Genomic DNA, 13989 nt, shown 5'->3' on the forward strand with positions numbered 1-13989 from the left:
CTAATATGCGTAGCCGATGAAAAGAATATTAGTCATACCAGATTCAATTTGGGGAAATGATTCGGGGCATAGATCCACCCAATTCCTTGCTAAAACATTAAAAAAACAAGGACATCAAGTAGGAGTATTTGCAGAAGATGTTCCAGGTTTTTCTTCTCAGAAAGAAAGATTTTTACAGTCAGAAGGCATAGATTATTTTATTAAAGAGCCGTATAGATTCTTTGATCAGTTCTTCCCTAAGAAAAAAAAAGTTATCGAAGAATTTAAGAAGCTAATAGAGCTTTTTAAGCCTGACTTAGTATTTTATTTCGGCACAATAAGTAATAAAGTTTCAATTGATTATTTAAATTCCGAGAGGTCGGATTTACCTTATATTTATTTACCTCTCACTAATGAGTTTTGGTGTCTTAAAAATTTTGCTGGCTTAAAAAATGGAGAATGTTTCAAGTGTATGGATCAAAATTTTACTCATGCATTTATTAATAGATGCTTAGACACAAATAATCCAGTGCCTTACATGAAGGGAATAATAGAGAAGGTTCTATCAAGAAAGCGATTTTTAAAGGCTAATGCTTTGTTAGGATACTCTAAATCCCAACGTGAGACTTTCAAGATGTTCGGGCTAGACGATACTAAAGCAAAATCGTCAAATATTTTTTTTGAACCTGCAGGTCTAGATGGAATTGCTTCGAGTAAGGGCAATTACTTCCTCATCTCAGGTCAAATTAGTGAAGCAAAAGGCTCGCATTTTGTTCCTCAACTTATTCATTCTAATGCAACGACTAACCTTAAATTTAAGATGATTATTTATAAAGAGACTGTCGCAAAAAGATTTATAGAGACCAATAGTCTTAGTGATTACATTAATTCTGGAAAGCTTGAAGTCATTTCAGGGCTGGACTCTCACAAAGATTTTTTATCTTATGTCGCAAATTCCTTTGCAGTGATTATAACTTCAAACTATCCTTCGACCGGTGAATTTGCTTTACTTGAAGCTATGGGGTTGCAAAAACCTGTTTTGGCATTTGATGTTGGAGCACACAAAGATTTTCTAATGGATGGAGAAAATGCTCTCATTTCGCCAATGTCTGATTTAGATAAAATGATTAAAGATATGCAAATGCTCATAGAGGATCCAAGCTTATGGGACAAATTATCATCAAATGCAAGGGTAACTTTCGAAAGAGTCACTCATTTTGACCAAAATGATTCAGTAATTCAAAGCTTAAATCTCTAACGTGAGAATAAACTCCGCTGAAATAAACAAAACCAAGGCTACGTTCGTAAATGTGTTATTCAATTATGGTACTAGCATTGTCCTGATTATAAATTCCATCGTTTTGGTTCCACTTTATTTGAAATACATGAGTTTATCCGATTATGGCGCATGGCTCACTGCTATAGCAACAATAAATATAATTATGCTAATCGACCCTGGCATATCTTCAGTTTGTTCTCAACGCCTATCCAAACACTTTAATAATGACTCTGATAAAGAATTTCAGGGTACATTTCTTTCATCTTTTCTGATAGCAGGCCTTTTCATGATTATTACACTCTGTTTTGGCTTTATTCTTGCTTCATTTGTTCCGTACCTAATCAATTATGAAAATAATGGGCAATTAGAAAGACTTGAGAGCGCTATGCAGCTTTACATACTTGCTATATGTCTCGTTCCTATTTACAGTATTTTGAGTTCATTTCTTCAGTCCTTGCTGCAAACTTTTAAAGATAATGTCATAAATTTTCTTTCCATAATTACCTCGCCTTTTGTGATAGTTGTGGGCCTGATAAATGATCTTGGAATCATTGCTTTGGCATTGGGTATCTTATTTCCTAATTTTCTTAGAGTATTCTTATATTTGCTAACAGTGATAGTTCTTTGGGGGAGGTATCTCAAAGAGAGTTTAATAACCTTTTCAAACTTAGGATTTTTATCATTGTTTAGAGACATAAAATTTCTGTATTTAAGAAAGTTTTCAGCTATTACGTCTGAGAATATAGAGACTGCCGTAGCGGGCATTCTCTTTTCTACTGAGATTGCTGCATTCATATCAATTCTGAAGAGAATCTTTGTTGCTATACAAATGTTTTCAACGGGAATAGCAACTTCTACCTACACCTCTCTTTCACATATTTTTTCAGGGTTAGAAAGAGATAGGCTTCGTGAAGTTGTTAAGAATACTATTTATAGTTTTCAACTAATTCACTTACTTGGTACATCTATAATTATCGCAAGTCTAGGCCCTCTTATATTTTTGTGGCTTGAAGAGGAGCTGATTTTCGATTATTCGTTCGTGCTTTTAATGGCATTTAATGTTTATTTGGTAGCCAAACTACACTTATTTAACTCTATACTTTATACGTCCGGTAACTTTAAATCTGTAGCTTATATAAGTATAGGCGAGTCTATCGTTAGATTGTCTCTTACATATCTTTTGGTTAGCAACTTTGACATCTTTGGTCTCCCTTTAGCTGGAATTATATCTTCCCTCATAGCTTTATTTTATGTAGCTAAATTGATTCAAGAAAAAACAGGAGACTATATTTATAAAATTTTTTATCCCGGCTCTAGATACGAGCTAAGTGTGTATCTGCTTGCTTTGTTCATAGGATTTTTTAATGTTGTAAAGGATAGCGTATTTAATAATGTTTTAAGTTTCCTACTTATTACCTTTTTACTATTTCTGTTAATCATTTTTAGTAAGAGAGTAAGAGACTTAGGCTGGTTACTATTCAAAGCTATAAAATAGAATTGCATTCATGCAACTGACCTAGCAAGCATTCTTTTGGAATTTTGAAGCATTAGAGATCTTATTCTCTTACAATGACATCATGCTGAGTGCTAATCAATTATTAAGAAATACTGGGAATTTATTCCCTATTCAAGTCTCTTTTTTCATAGCGGCGTCTTTCGGACTATATCTAGCAGTTTTGTCCCTATCAAATGAAGAAATGAATAACGGCACGAGCATTTTGATTGCTACCTCCGGTGGACTAATAGCAATTTTCTTTTTTTATTTCATGCTTCAAAAGTATTTTGTAGTGTCTATTCTAAAGTATGCTCTTTTATTTTATCTCATACGACTGAGCATAGGGATCGTCCATTACTTGATATTTTTGGAACCCGACTATTTCAGACATAGTTCTTCAGACTTTTCCTATCTTGATGAGTATATGTGGCTTTTCGATTCGATGGATATGTTTGCTGCCGGAACAGCAGGGACAGCTGATGCAGATACAGTAGCTGGTTATGCCGCCGAAAATAAAAACTATGAAATGATATACCTCATGTCTTTTCTCTTTTATTTTGGTGGTGTAAAGGCTCTAAGCGTTGCAACCTTTAACTCATTAGTGACGGTTTATGCAGCTTTTTTAATTTATTTTATTTCTTTGAAAATTAACGAAAACAGCAGGAATGCTATTTTCTGCTTTTTGATTGTGCTTTTACAGCCTTTCGAAATGATAACCTCAATTCTATCAAGAGACACTTTTGGACAAATGTTGGTCCTATATAGCGTTTTTCTCCTTGTGTTTTTCTTCTCGAGTAATGGTTTATTCAAAATTGTGATTATTGGTTTTGCTAGCTGGGTCTCCAGCCTGGTTAGAGAAGTTTATTTCCTGATACCACTGATTGTCGGTATTGGAACCAACATAGTTTATTCCGTAATTTATAATTTTAGAAACTTCAAAAAATCAAACCTTATTGCCTTCATTTTTGCCTTGATTGGTTTAGTTGCTCTTACACCAATTCTAATAGAAATATTTCTTGGAAGGTTTTTAAATGTAGATTTCCTTAGTAAAATCATCGCATTACCAGTTTCTTTTATATACTCTGTTGTAGGCCCCTTTCCTTGGACACAAGTTTTATATCAGGTGACAGGTTATGAGTATCATATCCCAGGTTATCTTACATCAGTTTTCAATTTAACATTATTTCTAAGCTTATTGATATTTCTTGTGAACATTAGACCGAGCAGGTCGCAGTTTATGATCCTTCTTATATTCTCCCTATTTTATTTATCAGGTATCTTAGTTTATGGAGGTAAGCATACTGTCTACTACTCTATAGCCGTACCTCTCTTGGCGCTTTTTGATAGTAATTCAAGAATTTTCATATTTTTTAGTAGGTTTATAATGGTTTTTATATTCTTTTTGATTCTTAACTTTATTTATCTATCTCGATGAAAGATAAAAGCCTTAAAATTTTGCTAGTTATGGGATCAGCTGCTGCTCCTGTTCCTAACAGCGCAATATTCAAAGATAATATTTATGAATCACTTATTACTCTGGGCCATCAAGTCACAATCATACAATTTGATGAATTTCTAAAACAGCATCAGACAGAAACTCTGGAGAATCAAAAAAATATACTTGAAGAACACATAATCTCTGTCTTCAAGCAAGAAGCCCCTTTCGATTATTTGTTAGGTTTTTTATCAGATGAGCAAGTAACACCTAATTTATACAAAGAACTTAAAGATGAGGTTTATACTGTGAATTGGACTTGCAATAGCCATCAATTTGACATTCTGCACAAAAGAAACTCTCCTTACATAGGGCTTAATACCTACATATCAAAAAATCATAAAGCCTTATACGACTCTGTTGGAGCAAATAATTATTGGTTACCCATGGCCGCGAACGAAAATCTTTATGAAATTTCAGGTAATCAGGATATAGGGATATCTTTTGTTGGTTCAGCATATGGGAAAAGGCCATACTATATTTGGAGGCTCCTACAATCAGGTATAGACTTAAAGTTGTTTGGTCCTGGTTGGTATCTCAATAATAATATTACCAATTTCCTAAGATTGTATGTCGCTCCAATTGTATATAACTTAAATACAAATGAAAAAAGACTAAAAAATTTAAATAAAAGTGAAAGAATTTTAATTCAAAAACAAATTATGAAATTGACTGAAGTGGGAGGAGTTCCAGATGACAAGAATTATAGAAAGATATTATCTAGATCATTAGTATCTTTGAATTTCCCTGAATCAAGAAAAGATAACGATTTTTTCAATTATGAGGTTACGTTTGGGTGTAACTTTAGAGATTTTGAAATCCCACTTTCTGGATCAATGCTATTAACTCAAGATTCTGAGGAATTTGACTTTTTTTACGAGAGAGGAAAGGAGGCAATTCCTTTCGGTAATGAAACTGACTTAATTGAAAAAGCAAAATATTATTCCAATAATGTTACGGAAGCTAAGAAAATTTCAGAGGCAGGTCATCGAAGAGCTTTAAATGACCATACTTGGAGTAAACGATTTAATCAGCTTTTTAATTATTTAAAATAGAAATCCAAATGAATAATAAAACTAGGAAAAATCTATGGGCTGTAATTCTCGCGGGTGGATCGGGAAAGAGGCTGTGGCCATTATCAAGAGGATCTTATCCCAAACAATTCATTGATATAGATAATTCAGGTTCTCTGCTATCAAAATCAATCAGAAGAGCTTCTAATCTTTCTAATTTAAGAGGTATTTTGATTGTAACAGGACAAAATCATCTAAAACTGATCGAAAACACCCTGAAAGAATTTAAAGATTTAAATTGTTTAGTTTTAATTGAACCTGAAGGAAGAAACACTGCCCCAGCTATTTTTGCTGCAGCAAAATATATCCAAAAACAAGATGTAGAATCAGAGATACTAGTTATGCCATCTGATCATCATTACGATCGAGATGCTCTTGCAAGAACAGTTAATAACGCCATGAAGGTAAAGCAAAAAGGTCAACTTATCACTTTTGGTATAAAACCCACCTCTCCAGAGGTAGGATATGGTTACATACATCATACAAATAATGAAGATGTACTTAAGAAAATAATCCTTTTCAAAGAGAAGCCAAATCTAAAGACTGCAAAAAAATATTTATCAACAAATGAATTTTATTGGAATAGCGGCATAAATATATTCAATTCAAACTTTATAATCCAAGAATTTAGCAGTCTTTGGAAGGAATCAAATAAAGTTAACCTTGAATTCATTCAAAGAGATAAATTCATAGAGATTAATAAAAAAGAATTTCAGAAATTGCCAAATATCTCCATCGACTACGCAATTCTAGAAAAATCTAGCAATACCTACACCTCAGAATTTCTAGGCAAATGGTCAGATGTTGGTTCTTGGCACAGCCTCAAAGAATTAAACTTAGAATCTACCGAAAACGATAATGCTATTCTTGGGGAAAAAATATTTATAGATGATTCAAGAAGCAATCTCATATATTCTCAAACAAGGACAGTCGGTGTTTCAGGGGTTGATAACCTTGCAATTATTGACACTCCAGATGCATTGTTAATTACAAACTTAAACAAAAGAGAAAATGCTAATAAGATTCTTGATAAGATAAATGATGAAGAAAAAGGCATTTTTGATTCTAGTGAGAAAGTTTTCCGACCATGGGGCTGGTATGAAACAATTGATGGAGGTAATAACTATCAGGTAAAGAGAATCCATGTCTACCCTAAAGAACAATTATCAGTTCAAAAGCATTTTCACAGATCAGAAAGATGGGTCGTAATAAAGGGTGAAGCAGAAATTCAAGTAGGAGATAATATAGAGCGATATCCGGTAGGTAGCATGATATCTATAGGCAAAGAAGTCATACATTCTTTAGCCAATACAACTGATTCGGATGTTGAAATAATTGAAGTACAATTGGGCAGTTATCTTGGTGAAGACGATATTGTAAGATACTCAGATAAATATGGTAGAGATTAGTTTTAAGAGATTTATGTGCATAGCCTTTACGATTAGAGTTAAAATATAAATATGGAAGAATCCCTCGAAAATAACAACTCAGATTCGGTAGACCTCTACGAGATGACAACATGGATTTGGTCACAAAGAAATTTTTTAACTCTTTTTAGCTCTATTGCCGCGGTAATTTCAGTTACCGTTGCACTTATTTTACCTAATAATTATATTTCTAATGTTACTTTGATGCCTAAAGATACTCAGTTAGACGTTTCTTTGTCGGGAGGAGGTGTTGGAGGGTTTGACTTCGGAGGATTGTCATCTCTTGTCACTTTTGGTGATAGTGTTGATACCGATCCAAACGTAATATTGGCAAAAGAGCTACTGGTATCAAAGGCTTTTGTAGTTGATTTTATAAAGAAATATGATTACTTACCTGAACTACTTCACGCTAAGAGATGGGAGGATGGTTCAATTGTTTACAAAGCGAGTGGATATAACGTCGATGAGGATAAGCTGGATTATATGCCTTCTGACTACGATATTTACAAAGCTTTTTTATTGAGATTTTCCATTGAAACTGATAGGAAGACAAAATATGCAAAACTTGGTTTCGAGCATGTTTCACCTCACTTTTCTCAAGAACTCTTGACGAACTTGGTAAGAGAAGTAAATGATAAAGTTAAAGATATTGAAGTAGGTAGAGCTCAGCGTTCCATAGTTTATCTTGACAATATTATTGCAGAAACTTCAATGCGTGATTTAAATTTACTTCTAAATAAACTCAAAGAAAAAAATCTCAAGATTTTAATGCTTGCTGAAATAGATGAATTTTTTATTTTAGATATTGTTGACCCTGCTTTCTTGCCAACGGAAAAGTCAAAACCTTATAGAGCTCTCATAAGCGTTTTTGGTACTTTTTTCGGTTTTTTAATTGGTCTTTTTATACTGGGTTTGTTTAGGTTAATGCGTTACGAAGTAATTCTCTCTCTTTCTCCATTTAGATTAGGAAAAAACAAATTATCAACATAATCATTTGACTAAAAAGGCTATAATTACAGGCATAACTGGGCAGGATGGTTCTTATCTTGCCGAATTTCTATTAGAAAAGGGGTACGAAGTACATGGACTCAAAAGAAGAAGCTCTCTCTATAATACAGACAGAATAGACCATCTGATTAATTCAGATTTAATTGATAAGAAATTTTTCTACCATCACGCAGATATGACAGATTCGAGTAGTCTATTTCATCTAGTAAATAATGTTCGTCCTGATGAGGTTTACAACTTAGCTGCTCAAAGCCATGTAGGTGTGTCCTTTGAAGAACCGGAATATACAGCTAATGCAGACGGAATAGGTGTATTGAGATTACTCGAAGCAATAAGAAGCTCAAATTTAGTTGAAAAAACAAGGTTCTATCAAGCTTCAACCTCAGAATTGTTTGGTAAAGTTACCGAAATACCTCAGAGAGAAACAACTCCTTTTTACCCCAGAAGTCCTTATGCTGTCGCAAAGCTCTATGCTTATTGGATAACTATAAATTACAGGGAAGCATATGATATGTTCGCCTGTAATGGCATTTTATTCAATCACGAGTCTCCTTATAGAGGGGAGACTTTTGTTACAAGAAAAATAACTAAAGCCCTAGCCAAAATTTCTCTTGGGTCAGATGAAATACTTTCCTTAGGAAATATGGATGCAAAGAGAGACTGGGGACATGCTAAGGACTATGTGGAAATGCAATGGTTGATTCTACAGAATGACTTGCCAAAGGATTATGTAATTGCTACCGGAGTGCAATATAGCGTTAGAGAGTTTGTATCTATGGCATCTGAGAGACTAGATATGAAGATAACGTGGGAAGGCAAGGGAATGGAAGAAAAGGGCTATGATCAGAACGGGAGGCTTGTTGTTAAAGTTAGTCCTGAGTACTTTAGACCAACAGAAGTTGAAACTTTATTGGGAGATAGTAGTTTGGCCAAAAAAGACCTCAAATGGGAACCCAAGATATCTATAGACCAAATGATTGATGAAATGGTCGAACATGATCTGGAAATATCTAGATATGAATTAGAATTAGGTATCAACTCTACTAAAGTTTACAGAAAGAAGTCCTAATTTTCCAGTCAAAATTTATGAAAGATAAAGAACCCATACTGCCTCTAGCAGTTTCTTCTTGGGACGAGCAAGAAAGAGAAGCTATTTATAAAGTTATCGAAAGTGATAATTTTACTATGGGTAAGAATGTTAAAGCTTTTGAAGAAGATTTCGCTGCTTATCATGGATCAAAATATTGTGTAATGGTAAATTCAGGCTCTTCGGCTAATCACTTGGGTTTATCTTCACTTTTTTTTAGACAACAAGGTCCAAAATTAAATCAAGGTGATGAGGTTTTGGTAACCGCCGTTTCTTGGTCAACTACTTATTCTCCTCTTTATTTTCATGGCCTTAAATTAAGGTTTGTAGACATTGATATCGATACTCTCAATGTTGATACAAAAAAATTGATGGAGGCAATAACACCAAATACCAAGGCAATTTTCGCAGTAAATTTACTCGGCAATCCGAATGCATATGATGAGATTGAAAGAATAGCTGATGAAAATGGGCTAATCTTAATAGAAGACAATTGTGAATCGTTAGGAGCTGAATATTTAGGAAAGAAGACAGGAAGTTTTGGTTTATTTGGTACATGTAGCGGTTTTTTTAGTCATCATATGTCTACAATGGAAGGAGGTATGATAACAACTGATGATGAAGAGATTTATCATATACTTTTATCTATAAGGGCACATGGGTGGACAAGAAATTTACCCAAAGTTAACAAACTTATAAAGAAATCTGATGATGCTTTTATGGAATCCTTTAGATTTATTCTGCCAGGTTATAACTTCAGACCGCTTGAATTTTCTGGAAGTCTAGGAAGAGTGCAATTAAAAAAATTAGATAAGTTTATTGCACAAAGAAGAATAAATGCCCAATTGTTTCAAGATATTTTCAATAAATATTCTTTTCTAAAAACTCAAAAGGAAATCGGTCAAAGTTCTTGGTTTGGATTCTCAATTACACTCAAGGAAGAATCGGAAATTTCTAGAGAGTCATTTGTCAAACTACTAACCGTTAATGGTATTGAAACTAGACCAATAGTAGCGGGTAACATAATACATAATCCTATGGTTGACTATTTTGATTGCTCTCAAGCAGATACTCTTATTAATTCAGATCTAGTTCACAAGAATGGCCTGTTTATAGGTAATCATCATTATTCTCTTGAAGAGCCATTCAAAATACTAGATAAGCTTATCAAAAATAATTACGGGGCTTAGTTTTTTGAGACAGATACTTATCATTGGTGGACAAGGTTTTATAGGTAAACATTTAGCTAATTTTTATATGGCAGAAGATTACAAAGTTGTTACTACCACCAGATTTCATCAGATCGTAGATAATAATTGCTTGCAATTAGATTACTCAAAAGAATCTTTTCAAAAACTTTTTAAAGAACAAGTCTTTGAAAAGATTTTTTTTCTGACAGGAAACCCATATCCAGGCCTGTCCATTGATGATTGTAATATAGATATAGAGCAAACTTTTGTTCCTTTGGTAAATGCCGTTGAGACTTTGAAGGAATTGTCTTACGAAGGAGATTTTTGGTTTGCATCTTCTGTAGCAGTGTATGGTTCTACAGAATTGGATATACAAAGTGAAGATGATATATGTAAACCATTATCAAACTACGCAGTTATCAAACTGGCCGGAGAAAATTACTTAAGCATGATGTCTTTGACATCTGAACTATATCTAGGATCTTTGAGAATCTTCTCTACCTTTGGCGAGAATCTCAAAAGACAGTTAATCTATGATATTTATCAGAAGATAAAAGATGATCCTCAAAACATTTATTTATTTGGTAGTGGAGAAGAAGTGAGAGATTTATCATATGTTGGTGATCAAGTTCAGAGAATTAAAATAGTTGCAGACTCAATTCGACCTAAAGGCGATGTTTATAACATAGGTTCAGGAGAAGCAACTTCAATCAATTCAATAGCAGAAGAAGTTGTAAAAATTATGGGTCATGGAACAAAAATTAACTATACATCAGAGAGTCGTATCTTTGATGGAAGTTCCTGGGTAGCAAATATGAATAAAATGCAAAAACTTGCACCTAACCCAAAATCACCTTTGCTTATTTCTCTAGAGAGAACGATTAATTCATTAGAAGATTAAAATGATACTTGTATTAGGAGCCACTGGTTTTTTAGGCAAAAGAGTCATAAATAAACTTCAGCAATATAATTTGCCTCATCATGCAAGTTCATTAAGTTTAGGTTGTGATTTAATGGACGCCTATCAAACGAATAGTTTATTTGATTCTATAAAACCTAAATATGTAATCAACTGCTCGGCTTTTGTCGGCGGCATAGATTTTGGATATTCATATCCAGCAGATCTTTTTTTTAGAAATACTATGATGATCGTGAATATTTTGGAAGCATCTAAGAATTATGGAGTTAAGAGGTTAATTAATCCTATATCAAATTGTGCTTATCCAGGAGAGGCATCTTTATTTAAAGAATCTGAATTTTGGAATGGACCTTTACATGAATCTGTCCAGGTTTATGGGTCTGTTAGAAAGTTATCGACTATTGGCTCTTGGGCTTATGCTAAGCAACATAATCTTGATGTTGTGAACCTCATTCTTTCTAATATGTACGGTCCAGGAGATCATTTTGAAGAGAAAAGATCGCATGCTTTAGGCGCTCTGATAATGAAGATGGTTAAAGCCAGAATAGAAGGAAAGGAAGAGGTGATTGTATGGGGCACAGGTGCTCCTGTAAGAGAATGGATGTTTGTGGATGATGGAGCTGAATCTCTTATAAGAGGTATTAAAATACCTAGGAGCATTGATCCAATTAATGTTGGCATAGGAAAAGGCATAAGCATCATTGATCTTGCAGACTTGATCAAATCAGAAACATGTTACGAAGGTAAATTGGTTTTTGATAAGACTAAACCAGACGGAGCTCCATTTAAGACAGTTGATGGATCTAAAGGTAAGAGGATATTTGGTTGGTCTCCAGAGAAAGATCTTATAGAGGGTATAAAAGAAACAGTAAAATGGTATGAAAACACAATTAAAGGAGTTCAGCATGAGTCATGATATAAAAAAAGATGGGAAAATCCTGGCTAGATATATAAAAGCTAGCGAGGCTTGGGGACATGATAATTTATCCTTCTTTTCACAGGATGAAGAATACATACAAGCCGGTTCTTGGAATTACAATAAAGGTAAAAAATTACTTGCCCACACGCATAATGAAGTCGAGAGATCAGTTTTATTTACTCAAGAAGTAATTTATGTAAAATCGGGTAGTCTACAAGCATATATCTATGATGATAATTCTATTTTGGTAGAAGAAATAACAGCCTATGCAGATGATGTCCTTATTATGCTTTCTGGTGGGCACGGATACGAGATTCTGGAAGATAACACAAAAGTTTTAGAGATAAAAAATGGACCTTACTTAGGTCCAGAAATAGACAGAGATAGGCTAAATCTAGATGGATAATATTTTCTTTGATACAAATCTTCTCAAGAGATGTGGAGAAAATGTAATTATAGGTAAAACCGTTCGAATTCGATATCCTGAACTAGTAGAGATTGATGATAATGTGATTATTGACGACTTTTGCTACATCTCCACTTCATTGAAGCTTTCTTCTTATGTTCATATATCTTCTGGATGTAAAATTATTGGCGGAAAAGAGAGCTCTGTATTTTTTGGTAAGTTTTCAACCCTATCACCAAATGTTGTAATTGCTGCTGGTTCTGACGATTATCATAGCGGAATTGCAACACCTTTGGTGCCTGAGGAGTTTAAGGGCAATGCAGAAAGAGGAAGTATTAAGATTAATGAACATTGTATAGTTGGTTCCAATTCAACAATACTACCTAATGTAAACCTCAAGACAGGCTCAGTAGTTGGAGCTCAGTCCTTACTCAATAGAAACACGGAAGAATGGTCAGTTTATGCTGGCTCACCAGCTAAAAAAATCACTGAGCGAGATAAGGAAAAAATTCTCTCGCTTCAATGTAAATTCGAGGAGAGCAGTGATGAGTGAAAGGGAATTTATTATGCAAATGCGTCCTTGGATTGGGGACGAAGAGAGACAAGCTATAGATAGTTATATGCAAGAAGATGGCTTCCTCACTGAATTTAAAAATACTAAGAAATTCGAAGATGCAATTGCAAAATTCACTGGAAGTAAGCATTGTATAGTAGTAAATAATGGCACTATCAGTCTAACACTTGCTGCTCTTGCCTTGGATATCAAGCCCGGTGATGAAGTCTTAGTACCTAATTTCACTATGGTTGCAACTCCAAATTCAATAAAAATGATTGGAGCAAAACCAGTCTTTGTTGATGTTGAGGCAGAGACTTTGTGCCTTGACATAGAGCAGCTTAATAAAAAATTGACCCCTAAAACTAAAGCTATGATGCTGGTAAGCGCCAATGGCAGAAAGCCAAAAACTAAAATTACAAGATATTTGAATTTTGCTGAAGAAAATAACATTAAAATTATTGAGGATGCTGCCCAATCATTAGGTTCTTATTATGATAAAGAAACACATATTGGCCTCAAAGGCGATATAGGAAGTTTCTCCTTCTCCATGCCAAAAATAATTACAACTGGACAAGGCGGAGCATTGGTTACAAATAATGATGGATTAGCAAATAAACTAAAGAAATTGAAGGATTTTGGGCGAACTGCAGGTGGCTCAGACATTCATGATTCTATAGGCTTTAACTCTAAATTTACAGAAATGCAGGCAGTTATAGGGTTAGAGCAAATGAAAAAATTAGATTTTAGAATAAAACGAAAGAAAGAGATTTGGAAAAAATATAGAGATAATCTATCGGATATAGATCAAATAAGTTTCTTCGATCATGATTTAGATTTAACTGCGCCTTGGTTTATAGATGTACTTTGTGAAGACCGGGAAAACCTAATGCTTCACCTGCAAGAGGCTTCTATCGGTTCAAGGGTTATGTATCCTCCGCTGAATGAACAAGATTGCTATAAGGTTGATGGTAACTTTCCGGTCTCTGAGGACATAGGAAAGAGAGGTTTGTGGCTTCCATCCTTTTCTCAGCTCAGTAATGAAGAGATAGATTATATATCGGAAAGTATAATTAAATTTTATTCATAGAATGAATCTGAATAAATTTTTATCAGAGAATATAGATGCAAATATTTCTATAAAAAAAATATTTATTAG

13 protein-coding genes are annotated in these 13989 nt (G+C 33.9%); all 13 read left to right on the forward strand.

Annotation, left to right across the window (positions count from 1 at the left end; all coding sequences use genetic code 11):
• The first annotated feature begins 16 nt into the window (after nucleotides 1-16).
• Nucleotides 17-1237: a glycosyltransferase gene (locus M9C83_01250; protein URQ66851.1), complete on the forward strand. Its 1221-nt coding sequence runs from the start codon at nucleotides 17-19 to the stop codon at nucleotides 1235-1237.
• A gap of 127 nt (nucleotides 1238-1364) precedes the next feature.
• Complete coding sequence (locus M9C83_01255) at nucleotides 1365-2753, forward strand: hypothetical protein (GenBank protein URQ66852.1); 1389 nt, start codon at nucleotides 1365-1367, stop codon at nucleotides 2751-2753.
• An 82-nt stretch (nucleotides 2754-2835) separates the two neighbouring features.
• Nucleotides 2836-4188 (forward strand): hypothetical protein, encoded by a 1353-nt coding sequence (locus tag M9C83_01260; GenBank protein URQ66853.1) that lies wholly within the window; start codon nucleotides 2836-2838, stop codon nucleotides 4186-4188.
• Nucleotides 4185-5303 (forward strand): glycosyltransferase, encoded by a 1119-nt coding sequence (locus M9C83_01265; protein URQ66854.1) that lies wholly within the window; start codon nucleotides 4185-4187, stop codon nucleotides 5301-5303. Before M9C83_01260 ends, M9C83_01265 begins: the two co-directional genes overlap by 4 nt.
• An 8-nt stretch (nucleotides 5304-5311) precedes the next feature.
• Nucleotides 5312-6730, forward strand: a complete 1419-nt coding sequence (locus tag M9C83_01270; GenBank protein ID URQ66855.1) for a mannose-1-phosphate guanylyltransferase/mannose-6-phosphate isomerase — start codon at nucleotides 5312-5314, stop codon at nucleotides 6728-6730.
• A gap of 51 nt (nucleotides 6731-6781) precedes the next feature.
• Entirely contained in the window at nucleotides 6782-7738 is a 957-nt protein-coding gene (locus M9C83_01275; GenBank protein ID URQ66856.1) for a hypothetical protein, read from the forward strand.
• Nucleotides 7739-7742: 4 nt separating this feature from the next.
• Nucleotides 7743-8825 carry a GDP-mannose 4,6-dehydratase gene (gene gmd, locus M9C83_01280; GenBank protein ID URQ66857.1) on the forward strand — a complete coding sequence of 361 codons (1083 nt, stop codon included), beginning with the start codon at nucleotides 7743-7745 and terminating at the stop codon, nucleotides 8823-8825.
• 17 nt (nucleotides 8826-8842) lie between these two features.
• The gene (locus M9C83_01285; GenBank protein URQ66858.1) at nucleotides 8843-10033 is read left to right on the forward strand and encodes a DegT/DnrJ/EryC1/StrS family aminotransferase; all 1191 of its coding nucleotides are present in this window, start codon (nucleotides 8843-8845) and stop codon (nucleotides 10031-10033) included.
• A 4-nt stretch (nucleotides 10034-10037) separates the two neighbouring features.
• The gene (locus tag M9C83_01290) at nucleotides 10038-10934 is read left to right on the forward strand and encodes an NAD-dependent epimerase/dehydratase family protein (GenBank protein URQ66859.1); all 897 of its coding nucleotides are present in this window, start codon (nucleotides 10038-10040) and stop codon (nucleotides 10932-10934) included.
• 1 nt (nucleotide 10935) lies between these two features.
• Nucleotides 10936-11868: an NAD-dependent epimerase/dehydratase family protein gene (locus tag M9C83_01295; GenBank protein ID URQ66860.1), complete on the forward strand. Its 933-nt coding sequence runs from the start codon at nucleotides 10936-10938 to the stop codon at nucleotides 11866-11868.
• Nucleotides 11858-12277 carry a hypothetical protein gene (locus tag M9C83_01300; protein ID URQ66861.1) on the forward strand — a complete coding sequence of 140 codons (420 nt, stop codon included), beginning with the start codon at nucleotides 11858-11860 and terminating at the stop codon, nucleotides 12275-12277. The genes M9C83_01295 and M9C83_01300 overlap by 11 nt, the downstream gene beginning before the upstream one ends.
• Nucleotides 12270-12830: an acyltransferase gene (locus M9C83_01305; protein URQ66862.1), complete on the forward strand. Its 561-nt coding sequence runs from the start codon at nucleotides 12270-12272 to the stop codon at nucleotides 12828-12830. Before M9C83_01300 ends, M9C83_01305 begins: the two co-directional genes overlap by 8 nt.
• Nucleotides 12823-13920 carry a DegT/DnrJ/EryC1/StrS family aminotransferase gene (locus M9C83_01310; protein URQ66863.1) on the forward strand — a complete coding sequence of 366 codons (1098 nt, stop codon included), beginning with the start codon at nucleotides 12823-12825 and terminating at the stop codon, nucleotides 13918-13920. The genes M9C83_01305 and M9C83_01310 overlap by 8 nt, the downstream gene beginning before the upstream one ends.
• Nucleotides 13921-13989 lie beyond the last annotated feature (69 nt).

The sequence above is a fragment of the SAR86 cluster bacterium genome, assembly GCA_023703575.1.
Taxonomy (GTDB): domain Bacteria; phylum Pseudomonadota; class Gammaproteobacteria; order Magnimaribacterales; family Magnimaribacteraceae; genus Magnimaribacter.